The organism is Rhizobium sp. PP-F2F-G48 (assembly GCF_004342335.1).
GTDB lineage: Bacteria > Pseudomonadota > Alphaproteobacteria > Rhizobiales > Rhizobiaceae > Ferranicluibacter.
In genome coordinates, this window is sequence record NZ_SLVH01000007.1 from 98,353 (window position 1) to 125,292 (window position 26,940).

The following is a 26,940-nucleotide window of genomic DNA, read 5'->3' on the forward strand; positions in this document are numbered from 1 at the left end:
ATCAGCTCCGCTGGATGCGCGGATCGATCGCGCTCTGCAGCACGTCCACGATGAGGTTGAGAAAGACGAAGAACAAAGCAAGCACGAGGATCGTGCCTTGCAGGATGGGCAGGTCGCGGGTGAAGATCGCGCCGTTGAGGAGAAAGCCCGTGCCCGGCCAGGAAAACACCGTTTCGATCAGGATCGAGCCGCCGAGCAGATAACCAAGTTGCAAGCCCATGACCGAAATGGCGGTGGGCGCCGCATTGCGCACGACATGGCGCAGGATCTGGCGCGACATCAGGCCCTTGGCGGCGAGCGCCTGGGTAAAGTCCTGCGACAGGATGTCGGCCACGAGCGAGCGGATGGTGCGGGCGATGATGCCCATGGGGATGACGGACATGGTGACGGCCGGCAGGATGAGAAACTGGAGATACTCCCAGCTGAAGGCCCGCCCATCCGAACCGCCCGGCCCGCCGCCCATGGCCGGCAGCCAGCCGAGCGTGACGGAAAAGGCGATGACGAGCACCATGCCGAGCCAGTAGTGGGGAACGCTGACGCCGAGCATCGCAATGGCGGAGGCCAGGCGATCGATCCAGCCGCCGCGAAAGACGCCGGCCACGAAGCCGAGCACGGAGCCGATCGAAAAGCCGATCACTGTCGCGACGACCGCGAGGATGATCGAATTGATCGACGCGTCCAGAATTTCGCTCAGGACCGGACGGCCGGTGGCGATGGACACCCCGAGATCGCCATGCAGCGTGCGCCATGCCCAGAGCCCGTACTGAACCGGCAAGGGCTGATCGAGCCCGTAGAAGACGCGCATCTGCATCTGCTGTTCGGCCGAGGCGTCGGACGGGAGGATGGCGGCAAGCGGATCGCCGGGCGCGATATGGATCAGGAGAAAGCAGACGATGCTCACCCCGATCGCGACGGGAATGACGTGGAGAAGTCTCTTTAGGGCATAGGCCAGCATGCTGTTCTCGTTGCGCTAGGACCCCTCTCAACGAAGGATCTCATGAGACGGATAGTCTCGAGGCATCCCGATTGCGCCGCGCGCGGCGCCGCGCAATCGGGTGTGGCATGTGGAGATCAGGGTTCCATGCTGATGGTCGAGAAGTCCTGGAACCAGTTCTGCGCCTGGACGAAGCCCTTGACCTTTTCCGTCATGGCGCGCGGGTTCACGTCGTGCGTGACCATCAGGAACAGGGCCTCGTTCACGTATTTCTCGTGGATCTGCTGCAGCACCTTGTTCTGTTCGGCAGGGTCGAAGGCGGTGCGGACCTTGGCAAACAGGTCGTCCATCTCAGGATCGCAGTAATAGCCCCAATTGGTGCCGGCCGGCGGCGCGAGGTTGCACTGCGACTGCCGGATGAGGGCCGTGAAGGGATCCTGGATGAAGTAGCTGTAATTGACGGCCGTCGCCCCCTTGGCGCTCGGGTCCTTGGCGCCTGCGCGCCAGATGTTGATCACCGTGTTCCAGTCGGCGACCTCGAATTCGACATTGATGCCGATTTCGGCGAGCGTCTGCTGGATGTATTCGTTCATCTGAAGCGGCAGCATCTGCCCGGAACCGGACGAGGAGATGACCACCTTGGTCGTGATCGGTTTGTCCGGGCCGTATCCGGCTTCCGCCATCAGCTTCTTGGCCTCCTCGACATCATAGCTCAGCTTGAAGGTCGGTTTGCCGAACCAGGGGCTGCTCGGCGGAAGGTAGCCTTGTGCCGGGATCGACAGGCCGCCGAGAAGCTCGTTCAGGCCCTCGCGATCGACGGCGAGGTTCGCCGCCTTGCGGACGCGGATATCGTTCCAGGGCGAGCCCTCGACGCGCGACAGGTGCCAGGTCCAGTTGTGCGGATAAGAGTTCGTCACGATCTTGAAGCCGGCATCGCGCAGAGACGCGACGGAGTCGGGGGCCGGCGCCTCGATCCAGTCGACCTGGCCCGAGCGCAGCGCTGCGACGCGCGTGTTCGGCTCGGGCAGGGGGATGAGGACCAGCTTGTCGAGCTTGGGGATGCGGGCCTTGTCCCAATAGTCGGCATTGGGGGTCAGTTCCGCGCGCTCGCGCGGGGTGAAGCCGCTTTCGAGCTTCCAGGGACCGGTGCCCGATGGCTTCTGCGCCACCGCGTCCCAATTCTTCCCCTGCGCCGCCCAGTTGGCCGGCGAGGACATCAGGATCCAGCTGATCTGGTAGGGCAGTGTCGCATCCGGCGTCTTCGTCACGATTTCGACTGTAAGCGGATCGACGACCTTGTAGGAGGCGACGGCCGGGATGCGCGACTTGCCCTGCGCCGACTGGCGCTTGTCGAACTGCGGCGCGTCGCTTTTGAGAAGCTTGTCGAGATTCCAGACGACGGCATCGGCATTGAAGGCGCTGCCATCATGGAATTTCACGCCGTCGCGCAGCTTGAAAGTCCATTTGGTCTTGTCGGTCGCATCGACATCCCAGGATGTCGCAAGGCTCGGGATCAGGGTCGCGGCCTTGTCGGCGCTCGAAAGGTCCCACTCGATCAGGGCGTTGTAGAGCGTATAGCCCATCACCCGCTGGCCCTCGCCGCCCTGGTCCGTCTGCCCGGTCGTCAGCGGAATGTCGGATGCGGTCATGCCGATGCGCAGGGTGCCGGCGGCCAGCGCTCCGCTCGCCGAAGCGGCAGCGAGCGCAAGCGCTGCTGATCCCGCGATCAGTGCGCTCCGCACACTGTCTCGGATCGAACGGCTGCGGAAGATGGATCTGGATGTCGGCGTCATTCTGTTCCCTCAATTGCGGTGCCGAGCGGTCCGCCCAGGCTGACTTGAGAAAGCAGGTTTCATGCCATGTGAGATGCGTCATGCGTTTCCGCAGTTTGATCCGTCTTCAAAAAGGAGGAGGATCCGTCATGGCAGAGGATGGACGAACGGCGGGGTTACCGGGATGACTGCAGCAAGCGAGCCCTTACGAAATACGCATGATCAATAAATAGGCAAATCTCAGGAGCAAAACCCTGCCGCGGGTGCGGCAGGGTTTTGCCTGTCTGCGATGCCGGCCGTGGGTCAGGTGTCCGACCGGTCGGCGCGCAGATAATCCATCAACGTCTTCGGTTTGCTCGACGCTTTCAACCGGGCCTTGACGGGCTTCTTGGCGACATAGCGCGGCGTATAGACCTTGAAGTCCTCGAGTGCGGTGAAGGTCTTGCCGTAGTTGACTTTCAGTGCCTTCAAAGCCGGCGCGTTCTTGGAGCGGGCCGCGAGAACGGCCAGACCGACCACGCCGCCTTCCGTCGGTTGCCATTCCACCGAGTCCGCAAACCAGGTCTTTGCCGTCGCCTTGTCGTTGCTTGCAAGGTACTTCCAGCCGATGGCCTGTGCGCCGAGGGCGGATTTCTGCGCCGTCACGGTGTCCTGGAACAGCTTGTTCTCGGTTTCGTCGAGGGCGATCGTCGGCTTGTCCGACGTAAGATCGCTGGCCACGATCTCGATATACTGGCGCGCGACATCCGGCGACATCTTCAGATAGTGGCGCGCGAGCTTTAGCGCATCCTCCGTCTTGTCCATCTGCCGCAGCGTCAGGATCAGGCCTTCGATGCTCTTCGGGTCGCGCTTGAACCGGGTTGCCTGCAGGAACCAGGCATTGGCGTTCGCCCAGTCCTTCTGGGAATAGAAGTACCAGCCGACGAGGTTTGCATCCTCGACGGAGGCGTTTCGCTGGATGAAATCGACGAAGCGGGTGATCTCTTCGTTGGCCGGCATTTCCGAGAAATCGCCATGCTCGATGAAGGAGCCGATCTGGCGACGGATTCCGTCGAAGCCGAGGTTCTCGAACTCCGGATGGCCATCCTGCGTCATCCGGCCGAGGGCGAGAAGCGAGGTGAAGCCGACCGGCGGAATGAGCAGCGAGGCTTTCTGGACCGTCGACAGGCGCATGGCCGGATCGTCGCAGCTCGAAAGGATGTAGCGATAGACGTCGAACGCGTCGGCATAGCTGCGTGTGCGCGCAAAGGCTTCCGCGACATTCCACTGGACCTGCATCTCGCCGCACACCATGAGCGATGGCATGGCCTGTGCCGTGGAAATCACGTCCTTCCAGCGGCTCTGGGCCATGGCGCCATCGATGAGGCTGCGGGCTTCACCGAGCTGCAGCTTGCTCATGAGATCGTCGGACGGCTGCCACTTCGGATTGACGCTCTGGGCACGAGCGATGCCGGCGCGAACGGCGGCATAGTTGCCGGTCGCGTAGATGTTCCACAACGGCTGCTCATCGAACTGCGAAACCGGCGTGAACAGGTCCTTCGGTGGCTGCCAGTCCGGATAGAGATCCTTCAGGCGGCGCAGTTCGGCGCCGACGCGCTTCAGGTCGCGCGTCGAGGCGTAGTAGCGAAGAGCCGAGATATCCACGGACGCGGCTGTGGCCGGTTGCGCCGAATTGATCCCGGAAGCCGGCGCCGTCGTCGCGGCAAACGGATTGACGACATCGGACCCGGGAAGAGGCGTCAGTACGGGGGCGGACACGGGCGTTGCGGCCGGGCGAAGGGCGTCGATCGGCGCGGCGGGAACGACGACCGAGACCGGCTGGGCTGCGGGCAGGCGCCCCTGGGTGGCGGATGCCGCTGCCGTCGTGCGCATGAACGGGTTGTCGCCCGGTGCCGCCTTCGGATTGACGGCGACGCTATCGATCGTCGGAGCGCTGTTTGCGGTCGGCGCGACAAACGCGCTGTTTGCGCCGGAGACCGCTGCGGACGAGGAGACGGCACCGACAGGCGCCAGCAGCGGATCGTTCGCGTCCAGCGTCATTCCAGAGTTTTGGCCCAAACCTTGGGAGGCCGGCAGGGTCCACGACATTTCCTGGGCCCGCAGTTCGGAATCGTCGTTCTGGAGCGACTTCAGAACCAAGCCGGGATTGATGAGGAGGACGGCGGTGGCTGCGAGCAGCGAGAACTTCAGTTTTGACTTGGCAGACATGATGCATACCTCTCGGAGATGGCGATGATGCTCAGGAGATGGAGCGTGGAAGGGTAATATTCGGTCGGCTCGAAGGGTGGCATGCTGGAATCTTGTCCAGCCCTGCCGAGACCGCAGGAAAGAAGCGCGCTGACGGCACGGTAACCGGGATCGGGCATGGCCGTCATTGCGGCGGCGGTCGCCAGATCCATGACATGCATGACGTTGGCGCCGTTTTCGTTCCAGCGCTTCTGCACACCTGTCAGAAGCGACAGGGGTGCGGCGCCGGACCACGCCGTGTAGAGCGGAACCCGGACCGCCTCGTAGCCGAAGGTGGCGGCGAAAGCGGGTGCCGGCTGCGGATGCGCGCCCTTGAGCGAAAGCCAGTCGGCCGGCAGGTCGCTGTTGCCGAAACGGCCTTTTTCGAGAAGCGACTTGCCGCTTGCGATCAGGTCGGCCGCAGGAAAGGACGGATCGACAAGGCCCAGCTCTTCAAGCGCGGGGAAGATCCAGTAGGACAGGTTGACGACGATCCCGGGCTGCTCGGCGCTGCCGCCGAAACCCTGCGCGGCGGGAAGGAGCAGCGTTCCATAGGTCGCATCCTTGACCGTCGCCTTTGCCTTGAGATCCTTGAGGATCCTGCGGGCTTCGGCGAGATAGGCCGGTTCCTTCCACCGTGTCGCAGCGCGCGACAGAGCCCAGGCAATCAGCAGGTCGCCGTCGGAGGCGTTGTTCGTGTCGGCAACCCGCGTTGCCGCGTCCGGGCTCCACCGCCAGGCCGAGAGGGCATCCTCGCGAACCTGAAGGTTTTCCTGCGTCCAGGTCCAGAGTGCGTCGAAGGTTTCCCGATCGTCCGCAGCCACCGCGATCAGCATGCCGTAACCCTGGCCTTCGCTGTGCGATACGTTGCCGTTCGACCGGTCGACGACGCGCCCATTTTCCACGAAGATGGACTTGTACAGCCACCAGGCGCCGGCGATGTAGTCTGCCGGCAGGAAGGTCTCCGCGCTCTTCACGCGGTTTGTCTTGTTCGCCGCCAGGCCGCTTGTCGGCAGCATGGCGGAGAGGAGGACGGTCATGGCGGCCGTGAGGCTCCATGTGACCAGGGCGAGCGACTTAGCCATGATTGCGGCGTCCGGTCGAGAGAACCATGTAGGTGCCGATGCCGAGGAGGATGGCGGCCGTCAGCAGTGCGAAGATATAGACGGTGGCGTTGTTGGCGAGCCAGCTTGCCGTGACCAGGCGCATGTTCGACAGGCTGAGGGGCTGCGTCCGGTAAAGCGTCTGGTTGGTCGCAAGCTGCTGGTCGAGCTTGATACCGGTCTCGGAGAAGGCCTGAACCGATCCGCCGAGGGTGTTCCACACGTTGAGGTCCGTCAGCACATCCGTGCCGGCCACGATGCCGTTGGCGCTCTTGGAGGCGACAACCGTCCAGAGGCCGCCGTTTCCGCCGGCGTTCTGGGCGATGACGAGCGTGGTTTCGGCGGTCGGGGAGAAGGCTTCCGGCTTGATCTCGTCGCCCAGAATGGCGCGAAGGGGCGCGATGTTGAGCTTGGAAAGTTCGGAGACCGTCTTCTGACGGATCGCCATCAGCATCTCTGTCGAACGCTGCAGGGGTGCTGCGAGAAAACCGCCGGCCGTCTGCGAGAGATCCACCGCCGTGCCGACGACGCTCGTCGTCATCTGGCGCTGTATGTCGCTCTGGGGACCGAAGTTTTCGAGAGCGGCAAACTCGTAGGGCGAAGCTGCCGATCCCGCCATGTTGCGGATGTTGACGAAGTCGAGGTTCATGCGGCTGACCAGCTCGGAGGGCAGCGTGTCGTAGCCGCCGAACGCGATGAGGTTGGCCGTGTCCATGGTCGGCAGCAGCGAAGTGTACTGCATCGGCTTCACCTGGCCGGAGGAATAGGCCATCTTGGCGACGAAGGTCGCCGCCGCATCCATGCTCTGGACGTTATAGTTCGGCACGAGAAGCGTGGTCGCGGCACCCGTGTCGCCTTCGACCGGGGCGGGAAGGCCCGAGGTCAGCGCGGCGATATCGGGATAGCGGCCGACGCGGGCATAGTTCGGGATATCCAGGTAGGAATTGCCGTCGATCGAGAGGCGGATTGTCGATGTCGCCTTGTCGACGGACTCGCAGGCCGCATCGAGCTTCGAGGGCAGCCGGGCTTCGACTTCCAGCGTATTCTGGCCCGGGCGCAGCGCCGTGAACGGAATCGGCAGGCGCTGGTCGCGGATCGCGCCGCCCAGCGGCGAGCTGAGCGGGATGTTGGCCACGACTTTGTCGTTCGCCTTCACCGTCAGGACGGCTTCCGGCGACAGGCCGCCGACATAAAGCGCATTGAGGTGGAAGTTCATGTTCGAATAGGCGCCGGGGTAGAAATCCGACGGCATGGTGAAGTTGACCTTCGACTGGACGAACCGGCCGTCGAAGGGCTTTGCCGCAAAGCCGAGATCCGACAGGGTGACCTTCTGTCCGGGAACGAGGAGACGCCCCTTCATGTTGGTCAGGGCCGCGAGGCCTTCGGGCGTGCCGACGGGACGGTCGCGGATCGCCTGCTGCACGAACAGCTGGGTCTTTGCGTCCAGATCGGCGGTATCGAGACCGGCGATGATCAGGCGCTTGCGATCCGGCGTGGCGCCGGCAGCAACGATGGCCGTCTCGCCGGAGGCGAGAACCGGAGCGTCGTTTCCGAGCAGGGCCGTGACGTCCTTGGCCGCGCCGACATAGATGTCGATGCCGGCGCCGGTTCCCGGCGTCGAGCCGAACTCGACCTGGGGATGGTTGAAGTTGCCAGCGATCGTGAGCGCCTGGACCACGTTCAGGGCACGGTCGTAATCCGGCATCTGCGCGCCGCGGGGCAGAATGACGCGCAGGTTGGTACGGCCTTCCCGCGTTCCGCCGAGCGGCATCAGGTCGATCATCGTGAGGGTGCCGGCCTCGGCCGAGGGGAAGACGAAGCCGCTCTGGGCAGGGTCGATCTTGGTCCACAACTCGTAGGTTGCCTCGACGCTGCAATCGACGCGGTGGCGATGGCTAGCGGCAAGGGCAACCGCGTTATAGCCCGGCTGGATGACGCCTGCCGGAATGTCGAAGGTGACGCGGCGCGGGTCGCCGGCCACGAGGTTGGTGGTGCCGATTTCGCGGCCGTTGATCTGGATGGCGAGGTTCGACCGCTCCGGCGCGGCCGAGATGGCCGTCTGGAGCGTGAGAACCAGTTGCGAGGCGCTCGAGGCTTCGTCGGGGCGGGCAAAGAAGGAGAGCTTGCGGCTCGCGAACTCGCCGTCGAAGAAGAGATCGTAGGGGCTGGCGGCAATCTTGCGCAGCGAGCCGCCGACATTGGAGAGCTGCGCCGGCGCGGCGGCCGGCGACGCTGTGTTGAAGCGGAACGGCCCGGGGACCGCCGCCTGAGCCAGCGGCTGGGTCTGTGTCAGGGACTGGGCGAGCGCCGTGCTGGAGAGGCCGGCCAGAAGAATGGACGGCAGCAGCGCGAGGGCGAGGGTGGATGACTTGATCATGTTGATTTCCTCTGGCTTTCCGGTCACGCGGCTTCGACGACGGGTTGCGGCTTTTCGACCGTCGGACGACGGCGGCGGCTCGTTCGCTCGGCCGTCGATTTGGACGAAAGGCCGGCCGTGATGGCGAGGAACGGGCTGAAGATGGCCCAGCGGATGAGGGTCAGGAGGGCGACCGGGTAGGACCGGCGCTTCTGGCGACCGTCACGCAGAGCGCGGGGAAGGTCGAGATCGGCAAGCATGAGGCTGGCAATCGCCGGGAAGTGGCAGGCCTCGGCATCGAGTTCGACCACGAAGCTGCGGTGATCGCTGCCGGACGGCTTGCCGATGAAGACGGGAACCGAGGGAAGGATGACGTTGGCCGGGGGATCGATGAGAAGCAGACGGCCGTATTCTCCGGCACGCAGCGGTGTGGTTGCGTTCTTCTTCAGTTCGATGGTCGCCTTTTCCGAAGAGATCTGGCGAATGATGACGGGCACGGTCTGGTTGCCCACTTCAAGCTCGGCCGCTCTTGCCGAGGGAAGGCTGATGCCGTCGGCGTCGTTCGGCTGCTCGGTGACGATGCCGAGTGCTGCACCGGCGATGATGAGGTTGAGCAGGTTCCAGGCACCGGTGATGACGATGAGGTCACCCAGGGCCGGCTCCGTCTGGTAGCGGTAGATGGCATAGGACAGGACCATTCCGAGACCGGCGAAGATGGCGAAGAACGGCCAGGCGAGGTTGGAAAGCTGGCGCTGGGTCAGCGATACGCCCTTGTCGGTGACGTTGAAGGTCGGCTTACGCGGGTTGAGGAAGACGCTGATGATCGCCCGGACCAGAAACACCGACTGCACATATTCGTACAGCTCGGAAATCCAGGGCCAACGCATCTTGCCGTAGAGGTAGTTGCGCAGGATTTCGGACGCGATGAGGTACGTGACGGTATAGGCCAGGAAGTCTTCGGCCGAGGCATTGAAGATCTTCAGGTTGAAGAGAATGAAGAGAATGGGTGCGACGAGGAAGGTGGCGCGAACGAAGGGGAAGAGCCAGAAGAAGCAGCTCGACATGTAGCTCAGGCGCTGGGGAAGCGTCAGGCCCTGCTTGAAGAGCGGGTTCTTCAGGATGAGGATCTGGATCATGCCCCGGCACCACCGCGAACGCTGACCGATGAAGCTGGCGAAGGTTTCCGGCTGGAGGCCGGTGATGAGGGGCTTGTCGACGTAGACGCTGTTCCAGCCGCGGGAGTGCAGTTCGAGCGCCGTCTCGCAGTCTTCGGTGATCGTGATCCCCGAAAAGCCGCCCACTTCGTCCAGGGCTTCGCGGCGAAGGACCGCTGCAGAGCCGCAGAAGAAGGAAGCATTCCAGCGATCCAGGCCCTTCTGGATCATGGTGTAGAACATCTCGTTCTCGGCGGGCATGTGCTTGTAGGTGCCGAGATTGCGCTCGACCGGATCGGGATTGGCGAAGAAGTGCGGCGTCTGGACCAGGAAGAGATCCGGATCGTCGCTGAAGTGACCGACGGTTTCCCGCAGGAAGGCGCGCTCCGGGGCATGGTCGGCGTCGAAGACGGCAATCAGCTCGCCGGACGTGCGTTCCATCCCGGCATTGAGGTTGCCGGCCTTGGCATGAACGTTCTGTGCCCGGGTCAGGTAGTGGACACCGAGATCGAGGCACAGGGTCCGCAGCGTGTTGCCACGGTCGATCGCCGCCTGGGAGGTTTCGAGATCGGTGCTGTTACGCTTCTGGTCGGTGCCGCCGTCGTCGAGCAGGTAGACCGTGAACTTGTCGGAGGGGTAGTCGAGGCCGGTCGCTGCAGCCAGAGTCAGCGAAAGGATCTCGGCGCTCTCGTTGTAGGACGGTACGAACACATCGACGGTCGGCAGTTCCTCATCGGAAAGCTGGCGAGCGCGGGGACGCTCGACCGGATCGGCGACCACGAACACGCTGATGAAAAACATGAAAATGCAGAACATTTCGGCGACGTAAAGCAGGATGCCCGGGATGAACGACATCAGATCGTCGATCGGCGGCAGCGTGCTCGTCGTGCGCCAGTAAGCGTAGCGCAGGACAATAATACTTGCAGTCGCAAGCGCAATGTAACGCAATGGTCCTGATCTATTGAAGCGCGTAATCACGAAAAGAAACGCGATCGTAAGAGCGGAAACAAGTAATTGTACGTCGGGCCCGACCGGCTGCAAAACAAATGCAAATATTGCCGCCGCGGACGTGATCCAAATGAAGAGAGATAATATACGCATGACAATAACATCCTCTGGTTTACATATTAGTAAGTAGTTTAAGTAGAAAAACGGGTCAATATTTAAAATTCGACATAAAATAGATGTACTGAGTCGATTCGTGAGCAAATAGCTCTTTAAATATGCATTTACCTTATCTTGTTCTCATTTTTGCGATTTCGAACCTATTTCAGGTTGATTAAAGTGGATAGATAATCTCACTGCGAGAAATCGAATGTTAGAGTGAGGTAAATAGTGATGGTTAAAATCCAAGCTTTTGGAGGATGAAATCCGCGTTTCAAGGCGTCGGGGACAGGTCGGGTGGAGGCGATGCCGTCCGTGACGCAGGAACCGTCATTCGGCGACGGCGTTCCGACACCGAAGAGAGGGCCTCGATCGTCCGATCGTGCGCAGGCGGAGGGATGGATATTCATCAGAATGACGCGCTCTGCATGGCGCACCGCAACGACGCCTGTCGCCAGCACGGCGGGTCGTTTGCCTCTTCATCGAGAGAGGAATTGCGCGCCTGCCGTGTCTTGACGCGGACGACGGATCAGCCGCCGACGCTCCGACATCCGGCAACGCAGGATGGAGCTCGACATGCATCGCAAGATCGAAAAGCCCGGCTTGGAAGAACGATCGTCCTCACCGCGCCGCGCTGCCGAGACCTCGCCTTCGCAGCCGGTTGCGTCTGCAGTCTCGATGACGCCACAGGTGCATTCGGCGGCGGGATCGGGCGCGATCGGCCGCGCCGGAGGGTGTGCCGGGCGTTTCCGCCCGACAAGGTTTTCAGCCCGAATTCTTCAAAGCCGTGCAACTTCCGGTCGTGGCATCAGCCATGGGCGATCATGATGTGGCGCACGGCGGTATAGTCTTCGAGCGCGTAGACCGAGAGGTCCTTGCCATAGCCCGACTGCTTCAGGCCGCCATGCGGCATTTCGTTGACCAGTGCGAAGTGCGTGTTGATCCAGGTGCAGCCATATTGCAGGCGAGCGGCGGCCTGCATCGCCCGCGTAATGTCCTTCGACCACACGGAGGAGGCGAGGCCGTAGTCGCTGTCGTTCGCCCAGGTCACGGCTTCTTCGGATTCGGCAAAGCGCGTGACCGAGACGACCGGGCCAAAGACCTCGCGGCGAACGATTTCGTCGTCCTGCCGCGCACCGGCGATCACGGTCGGCTGGAAAAAGAAGCCGTCGCCCGGCCCGCGCGCGCCGCCCGTCGTCACCTCCATGTGCCGCGCCTCGTTGGTGCGCTCGACGAAGCTTGAAACCCGGTCGCGCTGGCGGGCGGAGATCAGCGGACCGATCTCGTTCTCCGCATCGTTTTCAGAGCCGAAGGTGATGCTGGACACGGCGGAGGTGAGGTCGGCGACCAGCTTCTCGTAGATGCCGTCCTGCGCGTAGATGCGGCAGGCGGCCGTGCAATCCTGCCCTGCATTGTAGAAGCCGAAGGTGCGGATGCCGGCGACCACGGCGTCAAGGTCCGCATCGTCATACACGATGACCGGCGCCTTGCCGCCCAGTTCCAGATGCGTCCGCTTGACGGTCTTGGCCGCCGCAGTCAGCACCTTCTTGCCGGTGGCGATATCGCCGGTGATCGACACCATCGCGATCTTCGGGTGATTGATCAGGGCATTGCCGACGGTGTCGCCGCGCCCGAGGATGATGTTGACGACGCCTTCGGGCAGGATGTCGGCCAGAAGCCGGGCCATCTTCAGCGCGGTCAGCGGCGTCTGTTCGGAGGGCTTGAAGACGACGGTGTTGCCGCCGGCCAGCGCCGGGGCAAGCTTCCAGGCCATCATCATCAGCGGGTAGTTCCAGGGCGCGATGGAGCCGACGACGCCGATGGCGTCCCGCCGGATCATCGAAGTGTGGCCCGGAAGGTACTCACCGGCAACCGGGCCGTTCAGCATGCGGATGGCGCCGGCAAAGAACCGCCAGCAATCGACGATCGCGGGTATCTCGTCGTTGCGCACGGCGTGCAGCGGCTTGCCACAGTTCAGCGCCTCGAGGCTCGCAAACCCGTCCGCATCGCGTTCGATCGCGTCCGCGATGCGCAGGAGATAGGTCGAGCGCTCGGCGGGTGTCGTGCGCGACCATGTCGTGAAGGCGCGCTCCGCCGCGTCAACAGCGGCGTCGATCTGCGCATGCGATGCCTCGGCGAGCGACAGGATCTTCGCCCCGGTCTTCGGGTTCAAGATCTGCTCTTCCACCTCGGTGCCCGGCTCGAAGCGTGCGCCGATCAAAAGGTCCGTATCCATGGTCGATCTCCTGTTCAGGTTCGGGTCATTTGCCCGCGCCGGCGATCTGGTCGCCATCGCGGGTGAGGAAGTAGGCGGCGAGGATCGGGAGGAGCGTCACGAGCACGACGACCATGGCGACCACATTGGTGACCGGCCGCTGGCGTGGGCGGATCAGTTCTTCCAGCATCCAGATCGGAAGCGTCGATTGCTGTCCGGCCGTAAACGTCGTGACGATCACCTCGTCGAACGACAAGGCGAAGGCGAGCATGCCCCCGGCCAGAAGCGCCGTCGCGATGTTCGGCAGGACGACATAGCGGAACGTCTGGAATCCGTCGGCGCCGAGATCCATCGATGCTTCCACGAGCGAGCCCGACAGCCGGCGAAAGCGCGCGACGGCATTGTTGTAGACGACGACGATGCAGAAGGTGGCATGGCCGAGAACGATGGTGAAGAACGAGAACGGGATATCCGCCATCGAGAAGGCTGACCGCAGCGCAATGCCGGTGATGATGCCGGGCAGGGCGATCGGCAGGATGACGAGCAGCGAGACGGCTTCCCGACCGAAGAAGGCGGAACGGGAGACGGCCGCCGCGCAGAGCGTGCCGAGCACGAGCGCGATGGCGGTCGCCAGGCTCGCGACCTTGACCGACAGGGTCAGCGCCGCCCAGACATCCGGTCGGTTCCAGGTGACGGCGAACCATTCGAGCGTCAGCCCCGGCGGCGGAAACCGATAGCTCTTCTCCTCCGTGGTGAAGGCGTAGAGGAAAATCAGCAGGATTGGCAGGTGCAGGAAAAGGAGACCGAGGCAGGCGGAGATCTTGAGCGGCAGCGGCGCCCGGTCGAAACGATCAGAGCGCATCGAAAGCTCCCATGCGGCGGGCGGCCCAGAGGTAAACGCCCATGATGACGATGGGCACCAGCGTGAAGGCGGCGGCGAGGGGTATGTTGCCGGCGGTGCCCTGCTGCGCATAGACCGCCTGGCCGATGAAGAGGCGCGAGGAGCCGATGATCTGCGGTATGATGTAGTCGCCGAGCGTGAGCGAGAAGGTGAAGATCGAGCCGGCGACGATGCCGGGCAAAGCCAGCGGCAGCAGCACATGGCGAAACGTCTGGCGCGGATGGGCGCCCAGGTCCGCCGAGGCCTCCACGAGGCTTCCGGACACCCGTTCGAGCGCTGCCTGGATCGGCAGGATCATGAAGGGCAGCCAGACATAGACGAAGACGAGGAAGGTGCCGGTATAGCTGACCGACAGCGAGTTGCCGCCGATGACCGGGATGGACAGCCAGGCATCGAGCAGCCAGAGCAGATGCAGCTTGGCGAACAGCCAGGTGAGGATGCCTTCCTTCGCAAGGATCAGCTTCCAGGCATAGATCTTCACGAGGTAGCTCGACCAGAGCGGCAGCATGACGCCGAGATAGAACACGGCTTTCCAGGCGCCTTTCGCGTAGCGCGCGGCGTAGTAGGCGACGGGAAAGGCAATGACGATGGACGCCAGCGTCACGCTCGCTGCCATCGTCACGGTGCGCAGGATGATGTCGAAATTGGCGTCCGAGAAAAGCTGCCGATAGGTGGCCAGCGTCGGCTCGTAGGTGACGAGGCCGGAAAAATCATCGATGGCGAAAAGGCTTTGCGCAAGAAAGATCGCGAGCGAGCCGAGATAGACGACCCCGAGCCAGAGCAGCGGCAGGCAGAGAAGCAGCGCGAGAAAAAGCGTCGGGTGCCGCCACAGCCTATCGGACAGGCGGCCATGGCCGCGCGTGCCCGACACCGCTGCCGCATGCCTCTCCCCGCCCTGCGACACCAGCGCCATCAGGCATCCTCCATCACATGGAGGTCCCGTCTGTCGAAGGCGAGGCTCACGGGCTCGCCTGCCGCGGGGAGCGGCGTGCCCGCGGCAAGCGAGGCCACGATGCGCTCGCCGCCGCAATCGAGCGTCAGCCGGTTGACCGGGCCGAGAAAGCTGGCAGCGATCGGAACACCGACGAGGCCGAGCTGGCCTGCGGCCGGGGTCCCGATCACGATCGACTCCGGCCGCAGGCTGGCGGCCGGCGCGTCGAGGCCCAGACGCTCGCACTGGGCGCGGGAGAGCACGTTGGAGGAGCCGACGAAATCGGCAACGAAACGCGTCTTCGGCCGGCGGTAGATCTCCTCCGGCGTGCCCACCTGGCGCACCTTGCCCTCGTGGAACACGGCCACCCGGTCGGCCATCGACAGGGCTTCGCTCTGGTCATGGGTGACGAAGATGAAGGTGAGCCCGAGCGTCTTCTGCAGGGTTTTCAGCTCCTCCTGCATCTGCTCGCGCAACTTCAGGTCCAGCGCGCCCAAGGGCTCGTCGAGCAGCAGCACGCGCGGCCGGTTGACCAGCGCGCGGGCCAGCGCCACGCGCTGGCGTTGGCCGCCGGAAAGCTGGCCGGGCTTGCGCGCGCCATAGCCGGGCAGCGCGACCATGGCCAGCGCCTCTTCCGCCGCCCGTCGTCGTTCGATCTTGCCCATCCCCTTCACCATCAGCCCATAGGCGACGTTGTCGAGGATCGAGAGATGCGGAAACAGCGCGTAGTCCTGAAAGACGGTGTTGACGTTGCGCCGGTACGGCGGCACGCCTTCCGCGGTCTCGCCGAAGATCTCGATATGCCCGGAGATCGGTTGCTCGAAGCCGGCGACCAGCCGCAGGCAGGTCGTCTTGCCGGAGCCGGAAGGGCCGAGCATGGCGAAGAACTCGCCTTCCGCAACCGCGAGATCGACGCCATCGACGGCGCGGACGCTGCCGAAATGGCGCGAGACGTTTTCAAAGAGGATGGCGTTCATAGGAAATCCTGTCGAAGCCAAGAGAGTGGCATGGACGTCGGACGCCGCCGCGACCTTCTCCTCGCAGGCGGGGAAAAGGACAGACGGTGCCGAAGCTTGCCCGGACGAAGCTTGCCTGCCCGAGCAGCTTGGGAAACGAACGACGTTTCAGGCGACCGCGAATTACCGCCCGCCGATGACGCCGATATAGTCGGATACCCAGCGGTGGTAGGGCACGCACTCGCTTTGGCTCGCGCATTTGGCGACCGGCGTCTTCCAGAATTTCACCTTCTCGAAGTTGTCGTAGCCGTTCGTCTTGCAGCCTTCGTCCGTCAACAGCGCATTGCCCTTGCAGGCTGCGCCGACCGAGGGGTTGGCGCCGAACCAGGCGGAGACGTCGCCCTGGACCTTGGGCGAGAGCGAGTGCTCCATCCACATATAGGCGCAGTTCGGATGGGCGCTTTCGGAGGAGAGCATCGTCGTATCGGCCCAGCCGGTCGTGCCCTCCTCGGGGAAGACGGCGGCGATCGGCTGCTTCTCCGCCGTCAGAAGGTTGACCTGGAACGGCCACGAGCCGGAGGCGACGACACCTTCGTTCTTGAAATCGTCGATCTGGATCATGGCGTCGTGCCAGTAACGGCCGACCAGCGTGCGCTGGACGCGCAGGATATCGAGCGCGGCCTTGTACTGGTCTTCGTTGAGCTCGTAAGGGTCTTTGATGCCGAGTTCCGGCTTGTGCGCCATCAGATAGTTGGCGGCATCCGCCACATGGATCGGCCCGTCATAGGCCTGCACGCGACCTTTGTTGGACTTGCCGTCGGGCAGGGTCATCTCCTCGAAGACGACCTTCCAGCTCTTCGGCGCTTCGCCCTTGAAGGCGTCAGTATTGTACATGAGGACGTTCGGGCCCCAGACATAGGGCGTGCCGTAATGGACGCCCTTCACCGTATGCCAGGGAGCATCCTGCATCCGGGCGTCGAGCGTTTTCCAGCTGGGAATGAGATCCGTATTCACAGGCTGCACGCGCTTGCCGGCAACCAGCCGCAGCGACGCATCGCCCGATGCGGTCACGAGGTCGAAGCCGCCTTCGTTCATCAGCGCGACCATCTCGTCGGATGTCGCCGCGGTTTTCACCGACACCTTGCAACCGCTCGATTTCTCGAAGTCGGTCACCCAGTCATAGGCTTTGTCGGTTTCGCCGCGCTCGATGTAGCCGGCCCAGGCAACGATCGACAATTCGCCTTCGCCCTTGCCGAGCGTCTTCAAAGGTTCCTGGGCGAGGGCGGATGTGGCAAAGGCCAGCGAAACGGCAAGGGTGGTGCAGGACTTCAGAATCTTGATCATCTGTGGTCTCCCGGTTCGGCCGATGTTCGGCTCATTTGTTCCCGGTCGAAACGTGCCGCGCTTCTGCCGCATTCGCAAATTCATTAAACAGATAGTCGGTATCGGTTTTTCCGAAACCTAACCGCGACCGCGGCTGCTGCGCAGCGTTTCCACGACGCCGATGAAATCGCGCGCCGACTGCGGCAGGCTGGAGCCTTTCCGCCAAACCATGCCGACCTGCACGACGGGCAAGGCACCGGAGACGTCGCGGCTCTCGATCCGGTCGCCTTCCAGAGACCAGGGGCGGTAGACGAGGTCGGGCAAAAGCGCGATGCCCGCGCCGGTGGCCACCAGACTGCGCACGGCCTCCACCGAGCGCGTACGGAACGCGACATGCGGACGCGCGCCGAGGGCGGCGAGCAGCTTGCCGGTGTTCTCCTCGATTTCGTCCACCGTCAGCATGATCAGCGGTTCCCGCGCGACATCCGAAACGGAGATGATATCGGCCGAGACGAGCCGATGGCCGAGCGGCAGCCAGAGCCTGTAGGGCGAGGTCTCGATGATCTCCGCTTGAAGCGCCATCCGGTCGCGCAGATTGGAGATGACCATGACGGCGACGTCGAGTTCGCCGCCGATCAGGAGGTGTTCGAGATAGGAGCCATTGTCCTCGATGGCGCTGACATCGACCGAGGGAAAGGCCCGCCGGTAGCGCGCCAGAAGATCCGACAGAACGTAGCCCGCCACCAGCGACGTCACGCCGAGATTGAGCTTGCCGGTCGCCGTTTCCGGGGTCTGGCTGAACGAACGGCGCGCATCCTGAACCCCGGCCAGGATCTTCGTCGCATGGCGCAGGAACTGGTGGCCGTTATGGGTGATGTTGAGGCCGCGCGGGTGCCGGTCGAAGAGGGCGACGCCGAGGTCGCTTTCAAGCTCCTTGATCGCCTCCGTGATCGAGGATTGCGAAATGGACAGGTTCTGCGCCGCCCGGGTGACGGAGCCCTGTTCGGCAACGGCGACGAAGAACTGAAGCTGGCGGAGCGTGAAGGCCATCTCGTGGTTATCGGGATGTCGCTCTCGAATGGCAAGTCCCGCGACCTTGTGCGGTCTATCGGCCGGGGTTTGTCCTCAAGGCGTGCGGCTTTTCCCGGCCAGCAGGTCCGCCAGCGTCACGGGTCGCAATCCTTGCGCATCGACCCCGACATCGAACTGCCGCGGCATGGGTTTCAGGCGCCCGTGCGAGTGGCCATGCAGATCGATGGACTTCTTGCCCATCTGGTTCCAGGTGCGGAATGCGTAGTGACAGAGGATGAGATGATGGCCGTCGAGCCGCATCTCTGCATAGGCCTGAACGCTCGACCACCCCTTGGCCTGTATCGTCGTTTCCGGGTCGTTGTTGCCGACGATCAGATGTTTGTGGCCATGCAAGGCGGCGAGCATCTGCACGCAATCGCCGCGCTTCGAGATGACGTCGCCCAGATGCCAGACCTCGTCCTCTTCTCCGACGACCGCGTTCCAGTTGGCGATCAGCGCGGCATCGTGCTCGGCCATGGTCCGGAAGGGGCGGCGATCGATGCGCAGGACGCGCGGATCGCCGAAATGGGTGTCGCCGGTAAAGTAGATCATGGCCGGGATCTGGCGTCGGCGCGGGCGAGATCAAGCCTTGCCGCACCGTTGCCGGTCGGGGCGCAACAGCGCCGCCTGAGCGTCCCGCTTGACGTCGCTCCGTCGTGCCACAGGTTCCGGCCCATGAAGGAACCGCGTTACACCAAATCCAGTCTCCCGCAGAAAGTCTGTGCCGCCTGCGGCCGGCCGTTTTCCTGGAGGAAGAAGTGGGCGCGTGATTGGGACAACGTCAAGACGTGTTCGGAGCGCTGCAAGGGCGATCTGCGGCGGAAGACGCCCCGAGGCGGATAATTTGCGAACCTGTGTTTTTATGGCGGTGCGATAGAATATCTTAAGGTTGGTCAGGGCCAACCGCTTCCGATCCCGCGTTTTTCTTAGTGCCATCTTCAGGATTTGCAGCCACACTGGCGATCCTGCAACCACTGTCGAGATGAAAACGGATTTCCAGCGTGATTTCTGCCGAGAGCAAGCGGTCTGACAAAGAGGCTCCGGACATGCGGGCCTCGGACATGCAGGCACTCGACCGTGCGTGGCAGATGGGATGCACGGGACGATCGACCCTCGCGCTGGAGATTGCACACGGCGTTCATTCGGCGTCGGTTCAGCGCAACGACCCTCACGTGCAGGCGCGCAGCGCGTACGAGATTTCGTGGTACTGCTTCCAGCTCGGCAAGTCCGAAATGGGTCTCGACTATGCCGAACAGGCCGTCACGCTCTGGCGTCATCTCGACCAACCCGCCTTCGAGGCGCAGGCGCTCAGCATTCAAGCTTGGTTGAACATGGAGCTTGGGCAGCTGGAAGAGGCCGTTGCGCTGGCGGCGGAGGCACTCGATATCGCCGATCAGAGCGGCGATCTGCGTGCGCGTTCCCTCGCCATCAACGTCACCGGCGTCATCTTCTGGTTGTCCCGGCAGCCGCCTCTGGCAATCGATTATTGCGGCCGCGCGGTCGCGCTGGCGCAGGAAGCCGGCGACCGGAGTTTCGAGTGCTGGTGGCTCATCAATCTCGGCGGCGCGCAGTCGGAGGCGGCCTACATGGCGCTGGAGGCCGGAGACCGTGCGGCCTTCGACGCCGCCATCGGTCCGGCGATCGAGGTGACCCATCGCGCCAACGACCTCGCCCGCTCGCTCGGAGACACCTGGGCGGAGCGTCTCTGCCTCGGAAACCTTGCCGAATACTGCAATGCCGCCGAAGACTTCCTCAGCGCAGAACAATTTCTGGCCCGCTATCGCGATATTGCCAACGAAGACGATTTGCGGGGCGAGGGACACTATCTCGACATTCTCGGTCGGACGCTGATCTCGCTGAGGCGCTATGAAGAGGCACTGGTGCCGCTTCAGCATGCGCATGTGCTCGCCACAGGCAGCGGCAATGTCGAGACGCTGATGTTCGCCTGCCTCTATCTCTCCAGGGCGCACGAACACCTCGGAGCGTTCGAACCGGCGCTCGACTTTCACAAGCGCTATCACAGCCTCCACCAGCAGTTCACCGCCGAGCGGACCCAGCGCAATGCGCGGCTTGCCGACATTCGCTACGAGACGAAGAAGCTGCGAATGCTGCTCGACACGGAGGCTGGGCGGACGGCCGAGATCGCCCGCTCTTTTGCGGCGCTGCAGCAGCAGACCACGATGCTGACGGAGGCGGCGAATACCGACCCCCTGACCGGTCTCGGCAATCGCCGCCGACTGGAAGCGGCGATGGACGCGGTCGAAGCCTCCGGCGAAGGCTACATGCTGGCCGTGCTCGACGTCGATCACTTCAAGGCGATCAATGACAAGCTTTCGCACATCGTCGGCGATCGCGTGCTGATCGCACTCGGCGCGCTGATCAGGGGCGCGTTGCGGGCGCCGGATCTCGCGGTTCGTTTCGGTGGCGAAGAGTTCGTCTTGCTGATGACCGGCGTGACGGTCGGGCAGGCGAAGAAGACGTGCGAGCGCATCCGCCTGACGATCGCCCGCCATGACTGGTCGCCGGTCGCATCCGGTCTGTCCGTAACTGTCAGCATCGGCATTGCGCTTTCGTCGGAAGGCGGTATCCCGCACGAAATCCTCGAAATTGCCGACCGCAATCTCTATCGCGCCAAGAAGGCGGGTCGGAACAGGGTCGTGCTGTCGCCGCGAGCAGGCTCGTCCGCAAACAGATGACGGCTCGACGCCCGGCCGGGCTATCTCCGCCGTCGGCGCGTCTATAAAGTCTCCTCCTGAATGGACTCGAAGTTGCCGAGGGCTTCGGCCTTGGAGACAGGCATGGCGAGAGTGGGGATGATGCGATGATGACGATGGACGAAGCTCTGGACCGCGCTGGAACAGGCCGCTTCCAGCGCAGGCTGTTGGGGGTTTTCGGTCTCGTCTGGACGGCCGACGCCATGCAGGTGCTGGCCGTCGGATTCACCGCGGCCTCCATCGCCGCCACATTTCAACTGACCGTGCCCCAGGCGCTGCAGACGGGCACCCTGTTCTTCCTTGGAATGTTGATCGGTGCGGTCGTCTTCGGTCGGCTTGCGGACCGGTGGGGTCGCCGGCGCGTGCTGCTCCTCACCGTCGCCTGCGATGCCGTCTTCGGGACGCTGTCCATTTTCGCGCCGGATTTCACGAGCCTGCTCGTCTTGCGGTTCCTCACCGGTATCGCCGTTGGCGGCACACTTCCCGTCGATTATGCCATGATGGCGGAATTCCTGCCGGCGCGAAACCGGGGCCGCTGGCTCGTCATGCTGGAAGGGTTCTGGGCCGTCGGCACGCTGGTGATCGCCCTTGCCGCCTGGGCCGCGAGCATTGCCGGCGTTGCCGATGCCTGGCGCTATATCTTCGCCGTCACCGCACTGCCGGCGATCATCGGCGTCGGCCTGCGCTTCTTCGTTCCGGAATCGCCATTCTATCTGCTGCGCGCGGGGCGTGCCGAGGAGGCGAAGGCGATCGTCAATCGCATGCTGGCCCTGCATGGAAAGCCGGTTCTCTCGGAAAACGATCGGCTGGTCGCCGCGCCTGCAACGGCATCCGAAGGCGTTTTCTCACCCGCTCTCCGCCGCCGCAGCCTGCTCATCCTTGCCGTCTGGTTTCTGGTGTCCGTGTCCTATTACGGCATTTTCACCTGGATGCCGGCGCGCCTCGCCAGCGAGGGCTTCGGCTTCGTGCGCGGCTATGGCTTCCTGGTGTTCGTGGCGCTCGCCCAGATCCCGGGCTATGCACTGGCCGCGTTCGGCGTGGAGCGCTGGGGTCGGCGCCCGACGCTGATCGGCTTCTGCCTGTTGTCGGCGCTCGGCTGCCTCCTCTTCGTCCTGTCTCCGGACGATCTGCTGATCGGCGCCTCGTTGCTCGTCATGAGCTTTGCGCTGCTGGGAACCTGGGGCGCGCTCTATGCCTTCACGCCGGAGCTCTATCCCACCGCTTCCCGCGCGACGGGCATGGGGGCGGCCGGTGCCGTGGCAAGGCTCGGCGGTCTCATCGCTCCGACCCTGATGACGGTCGTCGTCACGTTCGGCGTCGGCGTTGCGGTCGGTCTGTTTGCCGCCCTTCTCGTTTGCGCGGCGCTCGCCGCCCGCCTGATCGATGCGGAAACGCGGCAAGCCTCGCTCGGCTGATATCCGTATCGGACTCGACCAGAAGCCGGAGCAGGCAGGCAGAGTTCTGCCCGCTCCGGCAATTTTTATGCAACGATCAGCTTTTCGGCTTCTCGTGGTGACCGCCGAAAGCAAAGCGCATGGCCGAGAGCAGCTTGTCGCCGAATTCGGCTTCGCCCTGCGAGGTGAAGCGCTGGTAGAGCGCGGACGAGAGCACCGGCACCGGAACGCCCGTGTCGATCGCCGCCTTCACCGTCCACCGGCCCTCGCCGGAATCCGATACCCGGCCGCTGAAGTTTGCAAGTTCCGGATCGGTCTTCAGCGCGCCCGCCGTGAGATCGAGCAGCCACGAGCTGACGACGCTGCCGTGACGCCAGACTTCGGCGATGGCGGCGAGATCGAGATCGAACTGATAGTATTTCGGCTGCTGCAACGGGCTCGTTTCCGCGTCGGCCGCGCGGTCGGCCTTGCCGGCATTGGCGGATTTCAGCAGGTTCATGCCCTCGGCATAGGCGGCCATCATACCGTATTCGATGCCGTTATGAACCATCTTGACGAAGTGGCCGGAGCCGCTCGGTCCGCAATGCAGGTAGCCGCGATCCGCGGTCTTCATGCTCTCGGTGATATCGGCGGGATCGACATCGCCGCCCGGAGCGAGCGTCGCAAATATCGGATCGAGATGCCGCACGGCATCGTCAGGTCCACCGATCATCAGGCAATAGCCGCGATCGAGACCCCAGACGCCGCCGCTCGTTCCCACATCGACGTAATTGAGCGACCGGGCCGTCAGGCGTTCGGCGCGATCGACGTCGTCGTGATAGAAGGAGTTGCCGCCGTCAATGAGGATGTCGCCGGGCACCATATGGGCTGCGACGCGTTCGAGGTTCTCATCGGTGATCGCTGCCGGCAGCATCAGCCACACCGCAGCCGGCTTGGCGAGCTTCGACACGAGCTCTTCCACCGAGGCGGCACCCACGGCGCCTTCGGCAACGAGCGCCGCGACGCTGGCCGGGTTGATATCGTAGACGACGCATTCATGGCCCCCGCGCAGCAGGCGGCGCACCATATTGGCGCCCATCCTGCCCAGTCCCATCATTCCGATCTGCATTGGTTTGAAACCTTCTTGCTTCTGTCGCCGGTTGCTGGCGGCAGGCACTATGTAGGCCGCTTCCCGCCCGAGGGAACCTCCCTTCCGACACGGTCCGTTTCAACCCTCAGGGCACCGCGCTGAGGCGGGCTTCCGTCAGGTCGATGTCGCGCACGATCCGGCGGGCCATCTCCTCGGGCAGTTTGCGGGCGCGAACCATTTTCAAAATCTGGTCGCGTTCGGCGCGGGCACCGGCAAGCCGCAGCACGCGCTCGATTTCCTCCACCTTGCGGATCTGGTCGTTCTCGTCGCCGGATCGCGAGCGCCCATCGATGCGCTGGCGATAGACCTCCATCAGGCGCGTGCCGACATCGGCATAGAGATCGGCATCGTTGCGGCCGGTGCCGAGCCGGTGCTGGGTGACTTCGATGGCCTTGATCGCGGCTTCCGCTGCGGCAATCCGAGCCTCGTCCTCCTCCCGCTGGTGGGACGGCTCGGGCGGAAGCTCGAGATCCTGCAGCAGCGCCGGCAGCGCGACGCTCGCCGCCACGAGCGAAACGATGATGACGCCGGCGGCAAGGAAGATCACCAGATCGCGCGCCGGGAAGGGGGTGCCGTCGTTCATGACCAGCGGCAAGGTGAGAATACCGGCAAGCGTGATGGCGCCACGAACGCCGGCGACCGAGATCGCGACGACGAGCCGCCAGCTCGGTGTGTGGATCACTTCGCCGCGACGCGCCGCCTTGAAGAGCGTGAAACGCAGGGACACCCAGACCCAGGCGAGACGCAGCGCGCCGAGCGCCAGCGTGATGGCGACGACGTAAACGCCGAGCCAGATCGGGTGAAGATGACCGGTGTCGCTGACGATCCGCGCGGCCCCGGACACGATGCCCGGAAGCTGCTCGCCAAGCAGCACGAAGATGATGCCGTTCATGGTGAACTGCACCGTGTCCCAGACGGCGGCGCGGCGCACGCGGGTGACGGCGAGCACCCGGCCGCGCTGCTCCTCGTAGCTCATGGCGATGCCGGCCGCGACGGCGGCGAGAATGCCGGAGCAATGAAGGTGTTCCGCCAGTAGATACGCCCCGAAGGGAATGAGGATGCTGATGAGGATCTGCGATCCGGTCTCCTCGCCGAGCTTGCGCGACACGAGATCCTTCGCCCGCGTCACCAGCCATGTCACGCCGAGGCCGACCGCGATGCCGCCGATCGCGAGCCACAGAAACGTCAGCACCGCGCTTCCCGCAGAAAACGTTCCGGTGAGCGTGGCGGCCACGGCAAAACGCATGCAGACGAGGCCCGAGGCGTCGTTGAGGAGCGATTCTCCCTCTAGAATATGCATGACGCGCCTGGGGATCGGCACACGCGCCGTGATGGCGGAAACGGCGATCGGGTCCGTCGGCGACAGGATCGCGGCCAGCGCGAAGGCGACGGACAGCGGAATGGCGGGCACCATCCAGTGGATGAAGAAGCCGATGCCGAGGACCGTGAAGATGACGAGCCCCAGCGCCAGCTCCAGGATGGTGCCCTTGTCGTGAAACAGCCCCTCCTTCGGGATGCGCCACCCGTCGAGGAACAGGAGCGGCGGCAGGAAGAGCAGGAAGAACAGCGTCGGTTCCAGCGTGATCGCGGAACCCGTCAGCGTCGCCAGGAGCGCGCCGAGCCCGATCTGGACGAGCGGCACCGGCACGGCGATCGGAGACAGCCGCGCCAGCATGCCGCTGATCACCACCGCCAGCAGAAGGAACAGCGAAATCGTCACGCCTTCCATGTTCGTCCTCTCTCATCTCGCAAGGTCGTCTTCTCGTCAGGTCAGGCGCCCAGCTCGACCGAGACCGCGGGGTTTGCATCGGAGCGCTCTTCGGCCGGTCCCTTGCGTCGCGACAGGTTAAGCGCTGTATTGATGACGCCGATATGGCTGAAGGCCTGCGGAAAGTTGCCGAGCATGCGCTTGGCCACCGGGTCGTATTCCTCGGAGAGGAGACCGACATCGTTGGAGAGCGCCAGCAGACGCTCGAACAAGGCGTGCGCATCGTCTCTCCGGCCGACGAGATCGAGCGCATCCGCAAGCCAGAAGGAGCAGGCGAGGAAGACGCCCTCGTCGGACGGCAATCCGTCGTCGGTGTCGCCGGTGCGATAGCGAAGCACGAAGCCGTCGCGCGTCAGGTGGCGCTCGATCGCTTCCACCGTTCCGACATAGCGCGGATCGTCCGGCGGCAGGAAGCCGACCATGCCGATCTGCAGCACGCTCGCATCGAGCGCCTGCGAGCCATAGGCCTGCACGAAGCTGTTGAGCGCGGGATCGAACGCCTTGGCGCAGACTTCGGCATGGATCTCGTCCGCCACTTTGCGCCACCGGCGTGCGGTCTCCTCATCGCCCAGGTCCTGTGCCATCAGCGCCACACGGTCGAAGGCGACCCAGGCCATGACCTTGGAATAGGTAAAATGCTGCCGCGCGCCGCGAACCTCCCAGATGCCCTCGTCCGGATCGCGCCAGACGCGCTCCAGAAAGGGCATCAGGGCATCGCCGATCGCCTGGCCGCGAGGGTGGCGCGGCAGGCCACCCTTCGAGGCCTGCATCAGCGCATCCGCAACCTCGCCATAGACGTCGAGCTGGAACTGCTCGGACGCGGCATTGCCGATCCGCACGGGCTTTGAGCCTTCGTAGCCGGGAAGCCAGCTGGCGTCCCATTCCCGCAGATTGCGCTCTCCGGCCACGCCGTACATGATCTGCATCTGCTCGGGTGCGCCGGCCACGGCCCGCAGAAGCCAGTTCCGCCAGGCGCTCGCCTCCTCGTAGTAGCCGAGCTTCATCAAGGCGAGGAGCGTCAGCGTGGCGTCGCGAAGCCAGCAATACCGATAGTCCCAGTTGCGCGTGCCGCCCAGCTTCTCCGGCAGCGACGTGGTCACCGCCGCGACGATGCCGCCGGTCGGCATATAGGTGAGGGCCTTCAGCGTGATCAGCGATCGCTTGACGGGTCCCGTCCAGCCATCGACATCCGGGCACCGCGCCGTGAACTCGCGCCAGAAGCGCTCGGTCTCCAGGAGTGCGGCTTCCGGATCGACCGGCTTCGGCCGTGGCAGGTAGGACGAGCAGAAGGTGAGGGCAAAGGTGCGCCTATCGCCCTTGCCGACGGTGAAGCCGGCGGTCACGCGGGCGTCGTTGCCGCCAAGTGGAACATCCGAATGCAGGATCAGCATATCCGGTCCGGCAATCGCCGTGACGATGCCCTCTTCCTCGAATGCCATCCACGGAACGGTCTGCCCGTAATCGAAACGCGCCATGAATTCGAAATCGAAGGCGACCGTGCCCTCGATCCCCTCGACGATGCGGATGATGTTGCTCGAACCGTCGCGGAGCGGCATGAAATCGCGAAGGACGGCGATGCCCGTCGCGGTTTCGAAGGTCGTCTCGAGGATCAGCGTATCGTCGCGGTAGGCCCGCTGCGATTTTGCGGCGTCGTCCGCCGGTGCGATCTTCCACCGGCCATTTGTCTCGTCTCCCAGAAGAGATGCGAGGCAGGCGGGCGAATCGAACCGGGGCAGGCAAAGCCAGTCGATCGAGCCGTTTCTGCCCACCAGCGCGGCGGTCTCGCAATCGCCGATCAGTGCGTAATCCTCGATCCGTGTCGACATTCGGGCGTCCTCCGCCATTCCATGCTCGTCAGGCCAGGCTTGCGGGCGGGCCCGAGCGGGGAC

19 protein-coding genes are annotated in these 26,940 nt (G+C 63.9%); 3 read left to right on the forward strand and 16 right to left on the reverse strand.

The window, feature by feature from the left end; genetic code table 11:
- Window position 1: 1 nt before the first annotated feature.
- The 13 genes from C8J36_RS16455 to C8J36_RS16515 form a co-directional block, all read right to left on the reverse strand.
- Window positions 2-955 carry an ABC transporter permease gene (locus tag C8J36_RS16455; RefSeq protein WP_132536473.1) on the reverse strand — a complete coding sequence of 318 codons (954 nt, stop codon included), beginning with the start codon at window positions 953-955 and terminating at the stop codon, window positions 2-4.
- Between the two features lie 116 nt (window positions 956-1,071).
- Window positions 1,072-2,727, reverse strand: coding sequence for an ABC transporter substrate-binding protein (locus C8J36_RS16460; RefSeq protein ID WP_132536475.1), 1,656 nt, complete (start codon window positions 2,725-2,727; stop codon window positions 1,072-1,074).
- A gap of 282 nt (window positions 2,728-3,009) precedes the next feature.
- Window positions 3,010-4,914 (reverse strand): hypothetical protein, encoded by a 1,905-nt coding sequence (locus C8J36_RS16465; RefSeq protein ID WP_132536477.1) that lies wholly within the window; start codon window positions 4,912-4,914, stop codon window positions 3,010-3,012.
- The gene (locus tag C8J36_RS16470) at window positions 4,893-6,017 is read right to left on the reverse strand and encodes a glycosyl hydrolase family 8 (protein ID WP_132536479.1); all 1,125 of its coding nucleotides are present in this window, start codon (window positions 6,015-6,017) and stop codon (window positions 4,893-4,895) included. The genes C8J36_RS16465 and C8J36_RS16470 overlap by 22 nt, the downstream gene beginning before the upstream one ends.
- Complete coding sequence (locus tag C8J36_RS16475) at window positions 6,010-8,412, reverse strand: cellulose biosynthesis cyclic di-GMP-binding regulatory protein BcsB (RefSeq protein ID WP_132536481.1); 2,403 nt, start codon at window positions 8,410-8,412, stop codon at window positions 6,010-6,012. The genes C8J36_RS16470 and C8J36_RS16475 overlap by 8 nt, the downstream gene beginning before the upstream one ends.
- A gap of 23 nt (window positions 8,413-8,435) precedes the next feature.
- Window positions 8,436-10,646, reverse strand: coding sequence for a UDP-forming cellulose synthase catalytic subunit (gene bcsA / locus C8J36_RS16480; protein WP_062596111.1), 2,211 nt, complete (start codon window positions 10,644-10,646; stop codon window positions 8,436-8,438).
- Between the two features lie 811 nt (window positions 10,647-11,457).
- Complete coding sequence (locus C8J36_RS16485) at window positions 11,458-12,885, reverse strand: gamma-aminobutyraldehyde dehydrogenase (protein WP_062596112.1); 1,428 nt, start codon at window positions 12,883-12,885, stop codon at window positions 11,458-11,460.
- Between the two features lie 25 nt (window positions 12,886-12,910).
- On the reverse strand, window positions 12,911-13,726 hold the full coding sequence (locus tag C8J36_RS16490; RefSeq protein WP_062596113.1) for an ABC transporter permease: 816 nt from the start codon (window positions 13,724-13,726) through the stop codon (window positions 12,911-12,913).
- On the reverse strand, window positions 13,716-14,678 hold the full coding sequence (locus C8J36_RS16495; protein WP_132536483.1) for an ABC transporter permease: 963 nt from the start codon (window positions 14,676-14,678) through the stop codon (window positions 13,716-13,718). Before C8J36_RS16495 ends, C8J36_RS16490 begins: the two co-directional genes overlap by 11 nt.
- Window positions 14,678-15,673, reverse strand: a complete 996-nt coding sequence (locus C8J36_RS16500; protein ID WP_132536485.1) for an ABC transporter ATP-binding protein — start codon at window positions 15,671-15,673, stop codon at window positions 14,678-14,680. Before C8J36_RS16500 ends, C8J36_RS16495 begins: the two co-directional genes overlap by 1 nt.
- Before the next feature lie 162 nt (window positions 15,674-15,835).
- Window positions 15,836-16,996 carry an ABC transporter substrate-binding protein gene (locus C8J36_RS16505; protein ID WP_132536487.1) on the reverse strand — a complete coding sequence of 387 codons (1,161 nt, stop codon included), beginning with the start codon at window positions 16,994-16,996 and terminating at the stop codon, window positions 15,836-15,838.
- 117 nt (window positions 16,997-17,113) lie between these two features.
- Window positions 17,114-18,025 carry a LysR substrate-binding domain-containing protein gene (locus C8J36_RS16510; protein ID WP_132536489.1) on the reverse strand — a complete coding sequence of 304 codons (912 nt, stop codon included), beginning with the start codon at window positions 18,023-18,025 and terminating at the stop codon, window positions 17,114-17,116.
- 75 nt (window positions 18,026-18,100) lie between these two features.
- Window positions 18,101-18,598, reverse strand: coding sequence for a metallophosphoesterase family protein (locus tag C8J36_RS16515; RefSeq protein ID WP_132536491.1), 498 nt, complete (start codon window positions 18,596-18,598; stop codon window positions 18,101-18,103).
- 123 nt (window positions 18,599-18,721) lie between these two features.
- Here C8J36_RS16515 and C8J36_RS16520 point away from each other — a divergent pair, with 123 nt between their 5' ends.
- The 3 genes from C8J36_RS16520 (at window position 18,722) to C8J36_RS16530 (ending at window position 22,175) form a co-directional block, all read left to right on the forward strand.
- The gene (locus C8J36_RS16520; protein WP_132536493.1) at window positions 18,722-18,889 is read left to right on the forward strand and encodes a DUF2256 domain-containing protein; all 168 of its coding nucleotides are present in this window, start codon (window positions 18,722-18,724) and stop codon (window positions 18,887-18,889) included.
- 203 nt (window positions 18,890-19,092) lie between these two features.
- Window positions 19,093-20,742, forward strand: a complete 1,650-nt coding sequence (locus C8J36_RS16525) for a GGDEF domain-containing protein (RefSeq protein ID WP_132536495.1) — start codon at window positions 19,093-19,095, stop codon at window positions 20,740-20,742.
- Window positions 20,743-20,867: 125 nt separating this feature from the next.
- Window positions 20,868-22,175, forward strand: coding sequence for an MFS transporter (locus C8J36_RS16530; RefSeq protein ID WP_132536497.1), 1,308 nt, complete (start codon window positions 20,868-20,870; stop codon window positions 22,173-22,175).
- A 76-nt stretch (window positions 22,176-22,251) separates the two neighbouring features.
- Here the strand turns inward: C8J36_RS16530 and gnd are convergent, their stop codons facing one another.
- The 3 genes from gnd to C8J36_RS16545 form a co-directional block, all read right to left on the reverse strand.
- Window positions 22,252-23,262 (reverse strand): phosphogluconate dehydrogenase (NAD(+)-dependent, decarboxylating), encoded by a 1,011-nt coding sequence (gene gnd / locus C8J36_RS16535; RefSeq protein ID WP_132536499.1) that lies wholly within the window; start codon window positions 23,260-23,262, stop codon window positions 22,252-22,254.
- Between the two features lie 106 nt (window positions 23,263-23,368).
- Window positions 23,369-25,012: a Na+/H+ antiporter gene (locus C8J36_RS16540; protein ID WP_132536501.1), complete on the reverse strand. Its 1,644-nt coding sequence runs from the start codon at window positions 25,010-25,012 to the stop codon at window positions 23,369-23,371.
- A 41-nt stretch (window positions 25,013-25,053) separates the two neighbouring features.
- Entirely contained in the window at window positions 25,054-26,877 is a 1,824-nt protein-coding gene (locus tag C8J36_RS16545) for a glycoside hydrolase family 15 protein (RefSeq protein WP_132536503.1), read from the reverse strand.
- Between the last annotated feature and the right edge of the window lie 63 nt (window positions 26,878-26,940).

Excerpts from the sequence above, each read along its gene's own strand:
- C8J36_RS16455 (WP_132536473.1), bottom strand. The coding sequence starts at position 955 with ATGCTGGCCTATGCCCTAAAGAGACTTCTCCACGTCATTCCCGTCGCG.
- C8J36_RS16460 (WP_132536475.1), bottom strand. The coding sequence starts at position 2,727 with ATGACGCCGACATCCAGATCCATCTTCCGCAGCCGTTCGATCCGAGAC.
- C8J36_RS16465 (WP_132536477.1), bottom strand. The coding sequence starts at position 4,914 with ATGTCTGCCAAGTCAAAACTGAAGTTCTCGCTGCTCGCAGCCACCGCC.
- C8J36_RS16470 (WP_132536479.1), bottom strand. The coding sequence starts at position 6,017 with ATGGCTAAGTCGCTCGCCCTGGTCACATGGAGCCTCACGGCCGCCATG.
- C8J36_RS16475 (WP_132536481.1), bottom strand. The coding sequence starts at position 8,412 with ATGATCAAGTCATCCACCCTCGCCCTCGCGCTGCTGCCGTCCATTCTT.
- bcsA (WP_062596111.1), bottom strand. The coding sequence starts at position 10,646 with ATGCGTATATTATCTCTCTTCATTTGGATCACGTCCGCGGCGGCAATA.
- C8J36_RS16485 (WP_062596112.1), bottom strand. The coding sequence starts at position 12,885 with ATGGATACGGACCTTTTGATCGGCGCACGCTTCGAGCCGGGCACCGAG.
- C8J36_RS16490 (WP_062596113.1), bottom strand. The coding sequence starts at position 13,726 with ATGCGCTCTGATCGTTTCGACCGGGCGCCGCTGCCGCTCAAGATCTCC.
- C8J36_RS16495 (WP_132536483.1), bottom strand. The coding sequence starts at position 14,678 with ATGGCGCTGGTGTCGCAGGGCGGGGAGAGGCATGCGGCAGCGGTGTCG.
- C8J36_RS16500 (WP_132536485.1), bottom strand. The coding sequence starts at position 15,673 with ATGAACGCCATCCTCTTTGAAAACGTCTCGCGCCATTTCGGCAGCGTC.
- C8J36_RS16505 (WP_132536487.1), bottom strand. The coding sequence starts at position 16,996 with ATGATCAAGATTCTGAAGTCCTGCACCACCCTTGCCGTTTCGCTGGCC.
- C8J36_RS16510 (WP_132536489.1), bottom strand. The coding sequence starts at position 18,025 with ATGGCCTTCACGCTCCGCCAGCTTCAGTTCTTCGTCGCCGTTGCCGAA.
- C8J36_RS16515 (WP_132536491.1), bottom strand. The coding sequence starts at position 18,598 with ATGATCTACTTTACCGGCGACACCCATTTCGGCGATCCGCGCGTCCTG.
- C8J36_RS16520 (WP_132536493.1), top strand. The coding sequence starts at position 18,722 with ATGAAGGAACCGCGTTACACCAAATCCAGTCTCCCGCAGAAAGTCTGT.
- C8J36_RS16525 (WP_132536495.1), top strand. The coding sequence starts at position 19,093 with ATGCGGGCCTCGGACATGCAGGCACTCGACCGTGCGTGGCAGATGGGA.
- C8J36_RS16530 (WP_132536497.1), top strand. The coding sequence starts at position 20,868 with ATGATGACGATGGACGAAGCTCTGGACCGCGCTGGAACAGGCCGCTTC.
- gnd (WP_132536499.1), bottom strand. The coding sequence starts at position 23,262 with ATGCAGATCGGAATGATGGGACTGGGCAGGATGGGCGCCAATATGGTG.
- C8J36_RS16540 (WP_132536501.1), bottom strand. The coding sequence starts at position 25,012 with ATGGAAGGCGTGACGATTTCGCTGTTCCTTCTGCTGGCGGTGGTGATC.
- C8J36_RS16545 (WP_132536503.1), bottom strand. The coding sequence starts at position 26,877 with ATGTCGACACGGATCGAGGATTACGCACTGATCGGCGATTGCGAGACC.